The 16,526-nt window shown below is 57.8% G+C and carries 10 protein-coding genes and 1 pseudogene; 7 read left to right on the top strand and 4 right to left on the bottom strand.

Annotated elements, in window-relative coordinates; translation table 11 throughout:
* Positions 1 to 94 precede the first annotated feature (94 nt).
* Complete coding sequence (locus JMF86_RS34180) at positions 95 to 736, bottom strand: response regulator transcription factor (RefSeq protein WP_201317415.1); 642 nt, start codon at positions 734 to 736, stop codon at positions 95 to 97.
* A 421-nt stretch (positions 737 to 1,157) separates the two neighbouring features.
* Here JMF86_RS34180 and JMF86_RS34175 point away from each other — a divergent pair, with 421 nt between their 5' ends.
* The 5 genes and pseudogenes from JMF86_RS34175 (at position 1,158) to JMF86_RS34155 (ending at position 5,002) form a co-directional block, all read left to right on the top strand.
* A complete protein-coding gene (locus JMF86_RS34175; RefSeq protein ID WP_050014192.1) occupies positions 1,158 to 1,391 on the top strand; it encodes a tautomerase family protein in 234 nt (77 codons plus the stop codon).
* A gap of 64 nt (positions 1,392 to 1,455) precedes the next feature.
* Positions 1,456 to 1,832 (top strand): annotated as a pseudogene (locus JMF86_RS34170) (transposase); the annotation flags it as partial.
* Positions 1,833 to 2,738: 906 nt separating this feature from the next.
* Positions 2,739 to 2,936 carry a hypothetical protein gene (locus tag JMF86_RS34165; RefSeq protein WP_201317414.1) on the top strand — a complete coding sequence of 66 codons (198 nt, stop codon included), beginning with the start codon at positions 2,739 to 2,741 and terminating at the stop codon, positions 2,934 to 2,936.
* A 443-nt stretch (positions 2,937 to 3,379) separates the two neighbouring features.
* Positions 3,380 to 4,105, top strand: coding sequence for a response regulator transcription factor (locus tag JMF86_RS34160; RefSeq protein ID WP_236593056.1), 726 nt, complete (start codon positions 3,380 to 3,382; stop codon positions 4,103 to 4,105).
* A 72-nt stretch (positions 4,106 to 4,177) separates the two neighbouring features.
* A complete protein-coding gene (locus JMF86_RS34155; protein ID WP_201317412.1) occupies positions 4,178 to 5,002 on the top strand; it encodes a S8 family serine peptidase in 825 nt (274 codons plus the stop codon).
* A gap of 82 nt (positions 5,003 to 5,084) precedes the next feature.
* Here JMF86_RS34155 and JMF86_RS34150 read toward each other — a convergent pair whose 3' ends face one another.
* From JMF86_RS34150 to JMF86_RS34140, 3 genes are all read right to left on the bottom strand, one after another.
* Positions 5,085 to 8,690 (bottom strand): ATP-binding protein, encoded by a 3,606-nt coding sequence (locus tag JMF86_RS34150; RefSeq protein ID WP_236593055.1) that lies wholly within the window; start codon positions 8,688 to 8,690, stop codon positions 5,085 to 5,087.
* 168 nt (positions 8,691 to 8,858) lie between these two features.
* Positions 8,859 to 9,500 carry a response regulator transcription factor gene (locus tag JMF86_RS34145; RefSeq protein WP_050014196.1) on the bottom strand — a complete coding sequence of 214 codons (642 nt, stop codon included), beginning with the start codon at positions 9,498 to 9,500 and terminating at the stop codon, positions 8,859 to 8,861.
* 755 nt (positions 9,501 to 10,255) lie between these two features.
* Positions 10,256 to 11,167, bottom strand: a complete 912-nt coding sequence (locus JMF86_RS34140; protein WP_201317411.1) for an N-acyl homoserine lactonase — start codon at positions 11,165 to 11,167, stop codon at positions 10,256 to 10,258.
* Positions 11,168 to 11,710: 543 nt separating this feature from the next.
* On the opposite strand from JMF86_RS34140, the gene JMF86_RS34135 reads away from it, so the two are divergent.
* Complete coding sequence (locus JMF86_RS34135; RefSeq protein ID WP_201317410.1) at positions 11,711 to 14,929, top strand: YadA family autotransporter adhesin; 3,219 nt, start codon at positions 11,711 to 11,713, stop codon at positions 14,927 to 14,929.
* Positions 14,930 to 15,503: 574 nt separating this feature from the next.
* Complete coding sequence (locus JMF86_RS34130; protein ID WP_201317409.1) at positions 15,504 to 16,478, top strand: N-acyl homoserine lactonase; 975 nt, start codon at positions 15,504 to 15,506, stop codon at positions 16,476 to 16,478.
* The last annotated feature ends 48 nt before the right edge of the window (positions 16,479 to 16,526 follow it).

Genomic DNA, 16,526 nt, shown 5'->3' with positions numbered 1-16,526 from the left:
TTTCAACTCGCCGTGTACCTCATCGCTTTGGGGCATGGATCTTGTGCCGGGGGAACCGTGACGTCCAATAGCGCTTGCAGTGAGGAGGGTAGTGTCAACCGTTGAGCCCGAGATTGGCGACGTACTCGTAGAGTTCCGCATCGCTTTTGAGGCCAAGCTTGCGCTTTGCCGATATCTTGGCCCAGCTTACCGTTTTGATTGTCCGATGGAGAACCTGGCTGACTTCAGCCGGTGATTTACCGCTGCCGAGAAGGCGCAACACTTCGAGCTCTCGAGGAGTCAAATTAGCAGCACGCCGGCTTTCTGTTTCGGTCAGCCCAAGCTTCGATAGTTCGAGCTGCAGCTTGGCACTGATATAGACTGCCCCTCTCAGGGCGGCACGGACGGCGGCGAACAGTTCGTTCCTTTCCGCTCCTTTCTCGACGATACCCAGCACACCCTCGTTCAACATCGCGCGTAACAGCCCGGCATTTGCCATGTTTGTGAGCACGATGACCGGTAAGGCTGCGTGTTCTCGTCGAATGATCGAGAGCATAGGCAATCCGTCGACACGTCCGGCGTTAGGCATCGAGAAATCGGTAATCACGACATCGCACGCGACGCGTGCCAAGATCGACATCAACTCCCTGGAGTCGCGCGCCTCCCCCACGACCTCGAGGCCATTCTGCTCGATCAGAACGCGGCAGCCGAGCAGCATGATCGGATGGTCGTCTGCGAGTACAACACGGCATGCCATTCCAGACTCCCCACTAATTAGTATCGGCCGAGTTTGCCAAATGATATGGGGCCGATGTGCGCCAACCAAAAAGCCAGATTACGCCTGTGCGCTTCTCATAAATATCAGAATTGTCTGATTTCGAAAGTGCGCGAATCAATTTATATTGTTTTTTGATCGCGCCATGCCACGCCGGCACTCCTCTTCAAAGGTGGTGGATTTGTACCGGCGGCGAGTGATCTGAGTGACCTGCCGGGGTCCTGGATTACCCGCTGTCGAAATGCAAGCGTGGTTGCCGTCAGGAAAACCGTAACCGCTCACGCTTTAGGCTTGGTCCTGATATTGGGTTGACGTACATCTGAAAGGTCTTCATTCCGGGCGTACCCGCCTCGTGATGTGGGCGCCCCAAAGCCGTGATGGCAATTCCTATGGGAGAAAAGCAATGCCAGTTGTCACCTTGAAGCTGCTGAAAGGCGCGTTTTCGCAAGAGAAGACGCAGCAGATGATGGATGGCGTTACCGACGCGATTGCGGCAATAGCGGGAGAGTATATTCGTCCGCACACCGTCGTCATTGTGGAGGAAGTGTCGGACGGGCTCTACTCGTCGGGAGGCCACAAGGTGACATTGAAGACCATCGACATGCTACGCATGAGAGGCGCCAAATCCTCTAACTAAGGACCTATCCGTGATTTCGTGGGCGGGCATATCATGAGGTGTAGAAGTCATGGATATGCCGCCAATGAAGAAGAAACGAATGGTGGCGTCCCAGGCAGCGGCCCGCGGGCCGCTGCCTGAATAATAGCCCAAGCAACTGCTGGACCAGTTGGTCAAGGGGCCGATGACGCCTGCCGAGGTGCAGGACCTGATGCTGGCGTTCAACAAGGCGGTCATCGAGCGCGCGATAGGCGCCAAGATGAATCTGCATCTGGGCTACCTGCAGAGCCCGTCCAAGCCACTGGGCAGGCCAACGAGCGCAACGGCGCCGGCGGCAAAACGGTCATCACCGATCGCGGCCCGGTCCGGGTCGACGTCCCCCGCGATCGCGACGGCAGCTTCGAGCTGATCCCGATTCCAAAGCATGAGCACCGCTTCACCGGCTTTGACAAACGCATCATCGCGTTGAACAGGGGTGTGTTCTGCACGAGCATTCCAGATCAATCGCAACCCCATTGGGCAAGCGCAGCGACGGGCGCGCTTGCGGCGGAGCCGACATCGACGGTGATTCTCCAGGCACCGGCCACGACTCCGTAGGTGCTGCTGCCGGGAGCGTTCTGCTCGCGATGGCTGCCACCATCGTGCTTACTACACTGCTGCGGATGCAAGTCCGGGGCGGATGGGAATCGGCCGACGCCGGACTGCGCTGATTCGTCCTTGGCTGATTTACGGCGGTCGGAACCCACAGCGATACTCGGCACTTCATTCAAATTGACGGAGGGGCGACGCGTCACGTGTCGGCAGAATCGTCGCTCACATACGGATATGCAGGACATTACCGGTCGTTTCGCGCTCCCGCTTACGCCCCCTTTTTCGGATGTGCCGCCGCCGTACGGTCGGTGCCGTAGCATGTGTGAGAAAAGGGGCGGCCCCGGGCCACGCGTGTTCGACTTGTGCTCCCACGGAATCTCGCGTGAGCAAGCAAAAGCGTCCGCGGCGGATTTCGGATCTGGCAACGCTGCATGGCTGCGTCAGCGTCCTGCGTCCCGTTCGTTGCGGCGGACGCTTGCCGTTGGCCTTGCGTTCGCGGCGTCGTGCTGCCTTGCGACACATATGCTCGAAAACGGGCCAGCACATCCATCTCCAGACACCGTTTACCGGGGCTCCATCTCCGGTGTGTCGACGCGGCAATCGGTACCAGCGCGCGTATCGGCCGCTGACGACGTAGAGGTGGAGGCGGCGCTGGGGCCGTATTCGCGTGCCATGTCACGGGATGAGGCATCGCATCGTGACCCGGTGCGCAACGCTGCCGCCCCGACGGCAGTGACGAAGTCTCACAACCGTGGCGGGCACACCTCGGTGCGAACGATGCGCACGAACGTGCAAGCCAAGGCCGAGCATGGAGCGTCGGTAGAGCGCTTGGCCGAAGGACTTGACATGACCGACGCTGAATTCGTGCACTGGCGGGAAGCGACGCGGGATCATTCCCGCCGTCGAGAGCCCCTCTCCGAACAGGGCAAGTGGTACTTCGACTCCATCAACCACCCGCGCCTGATCCCGTATTGACAGTGGACGACGCGTTCACGACCTAGCCGAAATCCTCACGATCCGAAGCCGTTCCGCCAGTGGGCACCCCATAACGCGTGATCGAACAATGCCATTTGATCGGGCGCGACATGCCATCTGCGCTGAGAACGGCGGGCATGAGCCACGTGCACATACCGGACGGGCTGCGCATGTAGGTTACAAACGCATCTAAGCGCCTTTCTCGCGCCATGGTCTTCGCAATGATGCACGATGAATGTGCTTTTTTCGCACCGACGATGAGAATTTTCTAGTCCCTTACGGCGATGTCGAGCGCTATTGTTCAGGCATTGGATTTCGCGCGACCGTCGGTGTCACGATCTCCAGCTTGGGATAGCGTACTGTCGCAGTGACTTGATACCTTCTGTCGTGTCGGAGGTGTCGCCACGACAGTTTTTTGATAGCCATGTTTGGAATTTCCATCGATGAGTTTTATTGATCGAGAAAGCTATTCGAGTTCGTTTTCGTCCGGCATGAATGCAGATGATTTTATTTCGGCACGGAAGATAAATATTGTCGTCGCAGACTCCTATCCGATGATAGTGCAGGGCCTGCGTCACATTTTCTCGAGTGTGGAAAGTATGCAAATCGTCGCCGAGGCGCATACGTTGTCCGGCATGGCGTCGATGTTGAGCACTTTCGAATGTGATGTGTTGATTTGCGATTATGCATTTGGCGACGATCCGGAGCCGGACGGGATGCGAATGCTTGAAACCATCCGCAGAAACCATCCGAACGTGAAGATTATCCTGTTGGCCGAGTTGAGGGATGGACTGTCCGTCCAGCGCGTGATGAAAAAGGGCGTATCGGCATTCGTTGTGAAATCGAGTGACGATTCACTTTCCTTGCCGAAAATCGTCGATAAAGTCATGCGCGGGAAAAGGTATGTGGATCCGGACATTGCGGGAGATATGCTGTGCGATTCGGGTCGAGGTGGTGACAGGCAGGCGCGAACCAATTTATTGTCACCGCGCGAGCTTGATGTGGTACGGCTTCTGTCGCGCGGAATGGCAGTCGGGGAAATCGCGGAAAAGCTCAGTCGAAGTCGGAAAACGATCAGTACGCAAAAGGCAAATGCAATGAAGAAGTTCGGCGTGAAGACCAATGTCGATCTGGTAGACGCCGTGCGGGATATGCTTTGGCGAGGCTAGCTGATTTTTTGACGCGGTTCGACCATTTTCTGACAATGGTTCTTTTCAATGAAAGGGCCGCCCGCGCCACCGTTGAATTACGTTTTCGAGCTCGACGTGATTGAAGATCGCAGGAAATTCCCGCTCTTATGCCCCGCTTTTGTAATGATAGCCGTATTACTTTCCTCATGCGGTGGCGATTCTGGGGTAGGGAGCATCGGGTGGAAGGAAAACCACGGCAACGAGATCGTCGTCAAGATGCGCCGATCGTCCGGCGGGACGCAGCGTTACGGCACCGTGATGGCACGGGACATGTACAACGATGTAGTTGACGGAACGCGATGGGCGACGGTGCCGGTTACTCGCGCGCTGGAAAATCGACGTCCTGAAAAGGCAGTCAACCTGAGCGTCGCATCGGTCGACGCCTGCAGTTGGACATTTCAGGACGCTATCGACGATCTCATGGGGCAAGGCGTGACGGTTGTCGCTGCCGCCAGCAATGATGTCGTTAGCGAGATCGATGCATCGCCGGGTCGTCGGGATATGATTTCAGTGGCGAAAAGCGACCAGGCCGGTCGTCGCGTGCTCGGCGGCAATACGCATTCACGTGTGACGCTGAGCTCACCGGGGACGAACATCGGGACTCTCTCCCATACCGGTACGCGAGTACCAGCCGATGCGTCCCACGGCGATATGCATGGCACTAGTCTCGCGGCACCCCAGGTGTCGGGCGTGGTATCGCTGATGTTGACGACCAACCCTTGGTTGACCCCCGCTGAGGTCGCGAGCATTTTGAAGCGCACGGCACGTTTTGCGTCAATTGCGCCGGAGACACGATCGCGCAGGGTGATTTCGCCGAGAGGTGGCATACACGATGCAGCAGGCTGCTGTATCGACTGCTGCCGCCGAGCGGAATAGCCCGACCCGCTAATGAAAGGGCCGACTTTCATTTTAGAGGTGGCGCTCGCCACAATCCGATTTTTCGCGCCGGGTGGCCACACTATTCACGCTGTGCGGCCATCAACGTGCTGAGTCTGGTGGTCAACTGCTCGACTTGTGCGAAAAACGCCGCCAGTGCTGCCTCCTGGCCCGTCACGCCATCCTCTCGAAGTCGCTCGGATAATCGCTCGCCGGCATCAGCCAGGACATCCGAGCCGAATAATTTGCTGGCACCGGCGATGCGGTGGATATGCTCGGCCGCCGCCACTGCGTTGCCGCTTTGTATTGCGGCCTGAAGGAAGGCCATATCCTTCGCGGTCTCGGCCAGAAATCCCCGGATCAGCTTGGGCAAGTGCGTGCGTTCTTCAGGCGAGACGGGCGGGGAAAGCCAGCGCATGGCGTCCGTCTGTATCTGGCAAGGCGCCGTCGGCACCCAACGCGCGAGCTGCTCGCGCAGTACCGCCAGCGTGGTGGGTTTGACGAGCAGGCCGTCCATGCCGGCTTCGGCGCACCGAATCGCTTCGTCGGGCAATGCGTTGGCCGTCAACGCAAGAATGGGGATGCGCCGCGATCGGGGCTCCCGGGAGCGGATACGTCTCGCCAGGTCGTAACCATCCATGTCCGGCATCGCGCAATCGCTGAGCACCAGCGCGATACCGGAATCGTCCAGCGCGTGCAGTGCGTCCGTGCCGTTGGAGACCGCAATGGCGGTATAGCCGAGTCGAGCGAGTTGCGCCTCGATGACGAGCCGATTGATCGGATGGTCGTCCACGACGAGGATTCGAATACCCGACGACGGATATTCAACGGATGGAGGGCGGGTATCGGTCCCTGCGAAGCGAGGTGCGGCAGTGGCATGAAGGCATAGTGCTTCGACCGCGGCGCATGTCAACGGATTGTGGCTGAGCCGACACGTGCCGTCGGGCGAGATCTCGTAGCCCGTCGGGATGGGTTCGTCGGTCAGGCCGATAACGAGCCCGTCGTCGCGGATTTCGAAGAGCCGGCATTCGTCCACAAAGCGTATGTCTGCCCGCGACGTATCGCCGGTCACGACGACGCCGAGCGGCATCAGGACTTCGCGCAGCGCGGCCGCGAGCGCTATGTCGGATAAGTCGATAGTGGCCTGCTTGCCTGCGACCGGCGTAGACCGAGCCACAAGATGGACGTTCAGGTCGAATTCGACGATGACGTGCGTACCGACACGCGGCGTGCTGTCAATGCGAATGGAGCCCTGCATCAGTTCGACCAGTCGTTTGCAGATGGCCAGCCCCAGACCGGTGCCGCCGAAGCGGCGCGAGATCGACGTGTCGGCCTGTGTGAAAGGCGCGAACAGACATTGCAGTTGCGCCGGGGTGATGCCGATGCCTGTGTCGTGTACCGTGAAGCGAACGCGCTGGCACGCATTGCGGTAGTCGATAATCTCGACGCGTACGCCGACCTCGCCGCTTTCCGTGAACTTGATTGCGTTGCTCATCAGGTTGAATAGAATCTGGCGAAGACGCAGGCCGTCTATCTCGAGTTCAGCGGCGAGTCGGTGGCTGACGAAATTGCGCACGACGAGGCCCTTGTCGTGGGCGAGCGTGGCGGCTACCGCACTGACGCCGTCCAGGAGCGCGCGCAGGTCGGTCGGTTCGTTCACGATTTCCAACTGTCCTGCATCGATCTTCGAGAAGTCCAGAACGTCGTCGAGAATCTGCATCAACGTCATCGCGGATTCCCCGATCATGTGAAGCATGCGCTGCTGCCTGATGCTCAACGACTCGTGTCGCAACAGCTCGAGCATCCCTATGATCCCGTTCATCGGTGTGCGTATCTCGTGGCTCATGGTGGCGAGAAATCTCGCTTTTGATGCCGCGGCCAATTCGGCCACTTCTTTCGCACGGGCCAGTTCCCTGGCTTGCGCCTTGATGTGAGTGACATCCGACCACACGCCACTCCAGAATATCGTCCCGTCATGCTCGGTTTGGGGTGTCGCTTCCGTGTGAATCCAGCGCTCGCATCCCTGGGAACGGCAGCGAAAATCGATGGAAACCCGCTGCATGGTCCGTGCGGAATGCCTGACAGCCGATTTGATGAGAGGTCGGTCATCGGGATGCACCCGTGAAAGCGCCGTCAGCGCATCGTCTTCCATCGTTTGCGCATCCAGATCCCACATGGCGCGGGTATTGCCTCCGACATAAGGAAAACGGAGCACGCCATCCGGAGTGCGACGCAATTCGAAGACGACTGCCGGAAGATGGGCGGTCACGCGCCTCAATCGTTGATCCAGCGCGCGTGCACGCTGTTCTGCATCACGAATCGTGGTGACATCCACCAACGTGACGAGCAGCCCGCCCGGCTTCCCACTCGGCAATTGAAAGGGATGCATCCAGTACAGCCAGGACCGCTGCTTCTGGTCGCGATCCATCAGATTGACCTCGGCGTGATGAGGTTGTTGCTGATCCTGAACTCGTTCGCTCATCGCGTGGATGCTCCGATTCCATTGGGGATCCAGCGGCGACGCGTCGAGCGTCGTTTTACCGATCAGCTCGTCGCGCTTCACCGAGAATGCAGTTTCATAAGCGTGATTGAGCGCGATATATCGGTTCGCGCTATCTTTCGCGACCAATGGGTATGGAAGGGATTCCATCAGCGCTTCGCGGAAGCTGAGCTGATCGGCCAGTTCACGCTCAACTGCCAATCGCCGGCGAACCTCGCGGCGCAGCCGGACGTATGCAGTGGTAATGGTTGCCAATACGATCGCGGTGCCGAGCAACACAAGCTCGAACGTTTTCCATGGCAGGCCCGCCGAATATCGAGGCCACAGCCATCGGCTTCGAATGCGTTGTTGTTCCCTCTTGGGGATAGCTGCAAGCGCACAGTTGATCAGGGGAATCAGTCGTTCGTAGCGGCGGTTGACTGCAATACTCAGCCGGCTGTCGAGATCGGCCGGCGACGCGATCTTGAGAATGCCAGGGAAATAGTTCCGGATGTTGAAATCGACGATCGCCGCGTTTCCGACATAGGCATCGGCACGTCCTTCTGCCACCGCGCTCATCGCTTGATGAGCGCTCGCGGCCATGACGATTTCCGCGTCGGGCATCTGTTGCCGTACCGTGGCGGGAAGCTCGCTGGGATCCGAGACCGCTATCCGGCGGCCGGCTAGATCGACGATTCCTTGCGGCGACACGTGAGGTCGAGTCACGACCACGTCCGGGAGCGTGATGAACGGGACGCTATAGAGCAAGACCCCGTCGCGGGCGACCGGCGTATTGACCGGTATGGCAGCATCCAGTTCACCCGACTGCGCGCGAGACAAGGTTTCCGCCCACGAATTCGTTTTCACGACAGCAAAGCGAATGCCTAGCGATGCCGAGATATGGCCCAGATAGTCCGCAGCAATGCCGCTCGGGCGATCGTTTGCGTCAAGGTAGGCAATGGGCGCCCATTCCGGGTCCACGCCCAGTTTGATCGGGGGAAGCGAGGCCAGCCAGCTACGGTCTTCCGGCGTAAGCGTCAAGCGCTCGACCGTGCGATGAGTTTGTATCGGCACCGTCGGTTCCTTCGGCCAGGGCACCGCCGACCGAAGCGTCGATTCTCCGACATTTGCAACCGTTACGGACTCGATCGGACACGTGCTCAGGACCGCGACGACGACAGCCACGCTCAACCGCAAGCTGACCCACAAGCTGTTCTTCAAAATTGACTTACCGTGCGATTGGATGGCGATGCTGCCGCCGATGCGGCACGCACATTTCAGTTGATGGGGGCGCGAATCGAATCGTTCCGGTGGGCATGACGCCTGAACCGGGGCCGTCTGCCACGTCCGACCGCCGTCGCGGCCGGGCAAGCGGCATCAGCCAATGAGTCCGAGATTGACGACATACTCGTACAGTTCGGCATCGCTTTTGAGGCCGAGCTTGCGCTTTGCCGATGTCTTGGCCCAGCTGACGGTCTTGATGGTCCGATGTAGTATCTGGCCGACTTCCGTCGGCGATTTGCCGCTGGCAAGAAGGCGCAGCACCTCCAACTCGCGGGGCGTCAAATTCGCGGCCCGCTGGCTTTCCATCTCGGTCAGTCCGAGTTTCGTCAATTCGCGCTGCAGTCTGGCACTGATGTAGATCGCGCCTCGCAGCGCAGTGCGAACGGCAGCGAACAGTTCACTTTTTTCCGCTCCCTTTTCCACGATGCCCAGTACGCCTTCGTTCAACATTGCACGCAACAAACCGGCATTCGCCATATTCGTGAGCACGATGACGGGTAAGGCGCCGTGATCCCGTCGAAGGGTCGACAGCATTGCGAGTCCATCGGCGCGTCCGGTGTTGGGCATCGAGAAATCCGTGATGACGATATCGCAGGCGACGTGGGCCAGGATTGACATCAACTCGCTCGAGTCGCGCGCCTCTCCCACGACCTCCATGCCATTCTGCTCAATCAGAAGACGGCAACCGAGCAACATGATGGGATGGTCGTCTGCGAGCACAACGCGCCAAGCCATTTCAGAATCTCCCAAATTAATTTCGGCAAATTTTAGCAAGTGATAGACCGCTTATGCTCATCAAAGAATAAAACCAGAATGCGCCTACGCGCTTGGATTGAAAATAAGCATTGGCTGATATGTAAAATGGACGCTTTGCCTTATAGTCTTATCGGGATTTATCAGGTTTGTATTTGCCTTCTACTAGTAAATTTTTTGGGCGATTTTTTGGTGAGTATGGCGGTAATTAGAATGCTAATCGTTACAGCTCTTTTTTGGGGTGTTTCGGTACCGGGCGACGTTGCAAATGGCATCGAGGATGAAGCCGAGTAGATTCGAGAAGTCGGATGCAAGGAGGAGGAATGAGAAGCGCTTGGGTGGACGGTAAGGCAGTGATCGTGGAGGTGGGTTCCAGTGATTACCGACATATCGAGTCGGCGGCGCGGAAGCTCGGGTATACAGTGCAGGAATTTCTGCTGCTGAGTGCGTCTCTGATTGCTTCTGTCGTGCATGGACAGGGGGCCGCCCAGGATTGAAGCGGTGCGGCGTAATCGGACGGGTCCGGTATCGTGCGGACCACACGGGAGTGACGTCGCAGCATGGATTCCGCATCGGATGACATGGCACGTCTTCACGTTACGGACGGTGTCGGATATCCTGGCCAGCCCCTTTCGGAAATCACGAGCCACCCGCCAAGCCCGGTGACAGCACCAGGGATCATGACAGCACCAAGGCGAACACCATGCCGAGCTTGGGGGGCAAAACCCCCAAGTCAGTTACAAAACTTCCGAAGATTGATCGCTGCGTTTATAGGAAAAAGAGGCTTCCTTGCCTTTCGATGTTGGAAGAGTGATCGCAACCACCGGAACTACAATTCCATATTCCTGATAGAAGGTTTTTTGATCGATTTTTGCATTGATTAGGGCCTGATTGTCGCCGGTTATGTAGAAAAACGAATGAATCGGAAGTTTTTTGCCATTGTTTTGCTTCCATGTAGCCACGCGCAACTCGTTTTGGATATCCCACCATGGCGAAAGCATCTTTTGCCTCGCCAGAATGCTTTGATAAAAATGATCTGCGGTACCTGAGTGTCCTTTGGTGACATCCCAGCCGCATTGATCGCTGTATTTTATCTTTAGCGAATCAAAATGTTTTATCCATTTTTGAGCATCTGTGATTCCCTGCTCGATGCAGGGACGGCTCTCGGTAGGGTAATTGGCGGACGCGCCGCAACCATTCCCAGGGCGCTGGTCGGTGCCTCCATCCATTGAATAAGCACAGAGAACCATGATGCTGTCTTTGCCTTGAAGCGTGCTATATCCGGGGTATAGTATGAATCCATTCTTATAACCAAAAACAAGCTTTGAAAAATTACTGTCGGCTCTGATCCACGAGAAAGAGACGCCGCCACTCGCTTGTGAGGCCGGGCTTGGGTTCCATGGCCGGAATGCGGGACTTTCCACGGTGGCGCGCAACATTACTCCGCTACACAGGAAAGCTGGTCGATACTGGCCGCCGCAGCTTTTGGGAGTTTTGTAATACCAATCGTATAGCTGGCTGATCGCAATAGGTCCGACGTAGTCGATAACTTTTGCTTCTGCCTGGGTGGCGGTGTTTTGTGCGAGTGCAGTTTGGCTGAGAAAAAAGATTGCTATTGAAGATAATAAAAGTTTGAATAAATGATTCATGGTGATGCTGTTGGTGGAAATTGGCTGGCGGCACCCTTTTTGCGATTTTTAATCGCCATTTTTCTGTTCGATAAATTCCTCCGTATCGTTCGGGTGTTTTAGGAGTTGTCGTGTCGACTCTCGCCCTGCGGCGCTGACGGCAAACCACGGGGCGCGCGTTGCACAACGCTTGGAAAGAGAGATCGGCGTGCATGCCCGTGAGCATTGATCTTCCACGATGCCTCGGTTGCCAACCACCGAAACACCGACATTCGGTGCTCCAAGGATGCTATGCATCTAATCCGTCGCTACGCGGCGCGGAGGGGGCAACGCCAACTGGATATATGTAACCGCCCGACCGGGACGATAAGCGTGTTCGCTTCGAAACGCTGCTAGATAATTCTGGAACTAGAGAAATTTCCGAAATTACAACAGCGCGCCGACTATGTATTGAGGCTGCTCTCCAGATGCCGGTATTCTGCTGCCAACGCAACCGATTTTAAAAATCTTGCGAATTGTTTTGATGGTTGTCGGTTTGTGTTGTAACTATTGGAATTGATTGGTATGCGACGTAAATTTGTTTCAGGCACGGTGTTGCACGTGGGGGCGCGCGAGCTGTATAAGGTTTCCGTCTTTCTCGCGACGGTCGCTGGCGGCGGGTGTGGTGTCCTGTTTTCTTCTGCCGCGTATGCGCATAATCCATACATTGGATATGAAACCCCGGTGGCCAGCAATTGTATAAATAGCGGCGTGCTATTTGAAAATTGCGCTAGATGGGATAATTCAAATTATAGGGGTGTGCGTGGGGCTCATTTTTCCCAGATGGCGGGCCGGTATTTTTCTTATCTTACCTCTGGAAATGGGGCCGACACATATTTGTGGTCGGGAGTATGGGCGGGAAGCAGATCGGCCGGGCTGTTTTATGGTGACGACCCGTTCAAGGCGAATCGGATAATCGTCGATGCCGAAGGCGCGACCATTGCCGGCAGCCGGCTTGTGTTGTCGTCCAGAGCGGGAATCAGCGTATCGGGTTCTAGAATCTCCAACGTCAAGAACGGCGCGCACGCCGGTGATGCAGTCAACGTCAACCAGCTTTCGAGGGTGGCGAACGTGCTTGGCGTGAATATCGACACCAACGGCCACGTAACGACGCCGACATATCGAGTGGGCAGCAAATCTTTCGACAACGTCGCGGATGCGATTGCGGCAGCCGTCGATAGCGGTACGGATCCGAATGCGGTCGTTTATGACGATTCCGCCAAGCGCTCGATCACGCTTGGCGTGAAGGGCACGACACTGAAGAACGTGGCGGCCGGCACGGTCAGTGCGACGAGTATGGAAGCGATAAACGGTTCGCAATTGCACCGTGCGTCACAGAGTGTCGCGACGGCACTGGGGGGCGGTTCGACGGTGGACGCGAGAGGTAACGTGATGGCGCCGAAGTATCGCGTCGGTGACAAAACCTACGGTAACGTCGGCGACGCGATCGCGGCAGCCGCGGACAGTGGCGGCGGTATCGATCCGAACGCGGTGGCGTACGACGATGCCGCGGGCAGCACGATAACGCTGCGTGGCGAGCATGGCACGACATTGAAGAACGTCGCGGCAGGCAGTGCGGATACCGATGCGGTCAATGTGGGGCAATTGACTGCTGCGACGCAGCCGATACGGGATGAGCTGGCTGACGTCAGCCTTGCAATGAAGGCCATCCAGATCAAGCCTCAAGGTGTAGACGCGATTGCGACGGGAACGAATGCCGTTGCGATTGGCGCCGGTGCAAATGCGATAGCGAATGGCTCGATCGCTTTGGGTGCGGGTTCGCGCGTGACCGGAGTCAATTCGGTTGCGATCGGTATCAACTCGGTCGCACTGGAAGCAAACCAAGTGTCGGTGGGCGACGTCGGGCGCGAGCGCCGCATTTCGAACCTGGCGGCGGGTACGAAAGGTACCGATGCAGTCAACTTGAATCAGCTGACTGATGCGATCGGGAAGGTGTCGAGCCGTACCGACAAGCTCTCGTCCGATCTGGCGTCGCGGCGCAGCTTGCTGGTTGCCAATCCCTTTGCCATCGACGAGCAACGTTTGTCCAATTTCGTGCTGATCGACGGCCAGGGTGCTGACGGTAGCCTGCCGAACGCGGCGAGTATCGCCGACGGCGATCCGGCGAGTACGACCTCGGCTGCAATCGGTGTCGGGTCGGTTGCGTCGGGCGCAGACACGATTGCCATTGGCATGCGTACCATCGCGAACTCGGACAACTCCGTGGCGATCGGCAATATGGCGCAAACCGGTGCCGAGCAGCCGTACTCGGTGGCGATCGGCTCGCATGTGACGACGAATGGTGCCAGCGCCCTTGCAATCGGTTCGCAGGCGAGGGCGAACGGCGAGAACGCGATCGCTATCGGCAATAACGATGTGCACGCGATCGGCGAAAGTTCGATTGCGATCGGCAATGGCGCCGAGGCCGTGGTGGGCGCGACGAATGGCATTGCGCTGGGCACGGGGGCGAGCGTTGCCCGGAACGTGACCGACGCGATGGCGCTCGGCGCGAAAGCCTTCGTGGAAAAAGGGGCGAACGGCGCTGTGGCACTGGGGGCGGGTTCCCAGGCGAGTCGAGCCAATACCGTTTCAGTGGGCAATGCCGGAAGCGAGCGCCAGATCGTGAACGTTGCGGCGGGTACGCAGGGTACCGACGCGGTGAACGTGGCGCAGTTGCACGGCGCGGCTACGAGTCTTGCGAACGCGATCGGCGGCGACACGACGGTCGATGGAAGCGGCCACGTGGCCATTCATTCGATTGAAGTGCACGGTCACCAGTACGGGACGGTATCGGAGGCGGTGCAGGCGGCTGCGGCGTATGGCGCCACGGATTCGCTGGCGCTGCGCTACGATCTCGACTCGCACGGCAATCCGAACTATGGCTCGGTGACGCTGGGCGGTCCGTCGGCAGCGCCGGTGATGCTGACCAACGTTGCCGATGGCAAGAGCCGATACGACGCGGTGAACTATGGCCAGTTGTCGTCGCTGCAAAGCGACTTCGAAAACCGAATGGGCGCGATGGACAATCGCGTCAGCAAGATCGAAACCGATGCCGGCGATCCGCGCGGTGATGGTCGGGTCATGACGATGGCCAATCTGCGCCGGGACGTTAGCGACGTCGGGGCCGGCTCAGGCTCCGTTATCGACAGCGATGCCGGCGACACCACGGCAATCGGCGCGAATTCGGCGCTGCAAGCGTCGGGCGCGACAGCGATCGGCGCCGGGGCGGATGCACGTGCGATCAATAGCACGGCGATCGGGCAATCTGCATCCGCTCACGGCGAGAACAGCACCGTGGTCGGACAGGGCGCGACCGCTTGGGGCACTAACAGCGTTGCAATTGGTGCAGGTTCCGTGGCTGACGCGGACAATGCCGTCTCGTTCGGCAACAGCGCCACGGGCATGACGCGTACGCTGACCAACGTGTCGGCCGGTGTCGCACCGACGGACGCCGTCAACGTCCAACAGCTCAACGAATCGATGGGCGGCTTGCGATCGCAGATCGAACACGATCGTGCGGATGCAAATGGAGGCACCGCGTCAGCCGTGGCCATTGCGTCGCTGCCGCAAGCGCCGGCGCCTGGGAAGAGCGTCGTCGCAGTGGGCGGCGGCACGTACGCCGGCCAGTCTGCTCTTGCGGTGGGTTTGTCCACCTACGCTGGGCGCTGGATCATCAAGGCTTCCGGTTCGACGAACACACGAGGAACTGTGGCGGGTGGTGTCGGCGCTGGTTTCGTGTGGTGAGCAACCGGAATGACGCTTTGAGCTGCGTTGCGGGTGGTGCTTAGGACCTACCTCATTGCCAGCGCTGGTCCTGTCGGCAGTACGCGGCAGGACCAGCAGACATCGAGCAACGAGATAGAGGCCACCGACGAGCCGCCGACGTTGGGCAAATATTCTCAGTGACGGCGGCGCCGAACGAGCGTCGGGACTTCAACGATCGATCGCCTGCGAGTACGGACGATATCCGCCGCAACCCCCACAAATTCCACCGCGCGGTTCATGACAGGCCGAGGGCGGTTCCCGTGCGCCGAAGCCGTCGCAAGCGAGAGTCGTGGAAACGCATCATTCACTCCCATAAGCAATGACGCCATCGGGCTGCCCATATCGTCGGGAAAGTTAACGGCGCCATGGCACCTATTCGACACCGTCTCCGATTATTTGCCATTTCGACATATCCATGTCGCGGAGCGTCCATTCCATTGGCGCCCGGGCGAGATGATGGAGCTCATTCGCTCAATCATATTAAAAGCAAGAGTGCCGATGATGAAAATTCGGCATGTCTCATAAATTTTATCCATTTTAAGAAAAGTGGAAAATGAAACACAAATGGTTTTTTATCTTGATAATAATAGTGTCTTTCCTCGCTGGAATATCACTCGCCCATGCATACTCGGGCGAAGATGGCTCGGTCGCGCTCGTCGGAGTCGCTGGCAACAAGGTCGCGCAACAGCTCACGGACAATTACAATAATCTGGCTCCAGATTGCGGTAGTGCTACAAACCCGGCGTTTCGCTGTTCCGGAGTAATGCTTCGCGGGACCATGCATTCGTCTCAGTACCACTCATGGAACCCGAGTCCTGCTTCCGTTTCGAGTGGAGGCGTCTCATTCTCCTATCTGCGAAAAGATTCGAAGTTCAGCAAGCTGGCTTATGGGTACGGTAACGGATTAATTTTCGTTCCGTATAGGTATAATATAAAGCCGAATGTCGTCGAGCCTGAAGTTATATGCTCATTCCCGATCGACGCCAACACTGAAAATCGAGTGGACAAAGGATGCGGCGCGGATAACTCATTTCCGACTGACAGCGGTCCATGTCAGGCGCGAGGCATTTCAACTGCTTCGGAATGGCTTTCACACTACCGCAGCACAAGTGGCAATAAGCACGCACACCAATGTGGCTTCGACGTACATCACGGCGCCCCGTCGACCTCTGCGATTTTCAAAACCAGCATTGAGGCAATGGCGTTGATTGGCGAAGAATCCATGCACGAGCAAAATGAACTGCGTTTAGCTACATGGGAGCAAGATATCCCTGAGAAGCTGCCAGTCATGGCATTTTTCTATCTTGCAGGTCACGCAAATGGACTTAAGGGGGCTCAGGGTGACCAAGTGGATTACCAGCAAGCCTCGAAGCGCATCGTACCCATCATCCGGATAACGCTTCCGTCATCGCGGTCAGACGAGGCTACGTTCGTCTATGACAAGAATGATCAGATGGTTGTGCCTCCGCAAATTGCGAATCCGCGGGTTGATCCGACTCTGCTGGTTCCGCCGATCCCTCCCGCGTGAGGTCATGCCGTGACGGAGAGCAAGTTCACCGAAGAGCAGATCGCATAC

The organism is Burkholderia sp. E168m15, assembly GCF_016586105.1.
In the GTDB taxonomy this organism is placed as follows: Bacteria; Pseudomonadota; Gammaproteobacteria; order Burkholderiales; family Burkholderiaceae; genus Burkholderia; species Burkholderia orbicola.
The sequence above is the reverse complement of the archived record's forward strand: the minus strand, read 5'-3'. Positions and strand labels throughout refer to the sequence as shown.

What these genes read in the sequence shown, in the direction of transcription:
- JMF86_RS34180 (WP_201317415.1), bottom strand. Translation starts at nt 736, where the DNA reads ATGGCATGCCGTGTTGTACTCGCAGACGACCATCCGATCATGCTGCTC.
- JMF86_RS34175 (WP_050014192.1), top strand. Translation starts at nt 1,158, where the DNA reads ATGCCAGTTGTCACCTTGAAGCTGCTGAAAGGCGCGTTTTCGCAAGAG.
- JMF86_RS34165 (WP_201317414.1), top strand. Translation starts at nt 2,739, where the DNA reads ATGCGCACGAACGTGCAAGCCAAGGCCGAGCATGGAGCGTCGGTAGAG.
- JMF86_RS34160 (WP_236593056.1), top strand. Translation starts at nt 3,380, where the DNA reads ATGAGTTTTATTGATCGAGAAAGCTATTCGAGTTCGTTTTCGTCCGGC.
- JMF86_RS34145 (WP_050014196.1), bottom strand. Translation starts at nt 9,500, where the DNA reads ATGGCTTGGCGCGTTGTGCTCGCAGACGACCATCCCATCATGTTGCTC.
- JMF86_RS34140 (WP_201317411.1), bottom strand. Translation starts at nt 11,167, where the DNA reads ATGAATCATTTATTCAAACTTTTATTATCTTCAATAGCAATCTTTTTT.
- JMF86_RS34135 (WP_201317410.1), top strand. Translation starts at nt 11,711, where the DNA reads ATGCGACGTAAATTTGTTTCAGGCACGGTGTTGCACGTGGGGGCGCGC.
- JMF86_RS34130 (WP_201317409.1), top strand. Translation starts at nt 15,504, where the DNA reads ATGAAACACAAATGGTTTTTTATCTTGATAATAATAGTGTCTTTCCTC.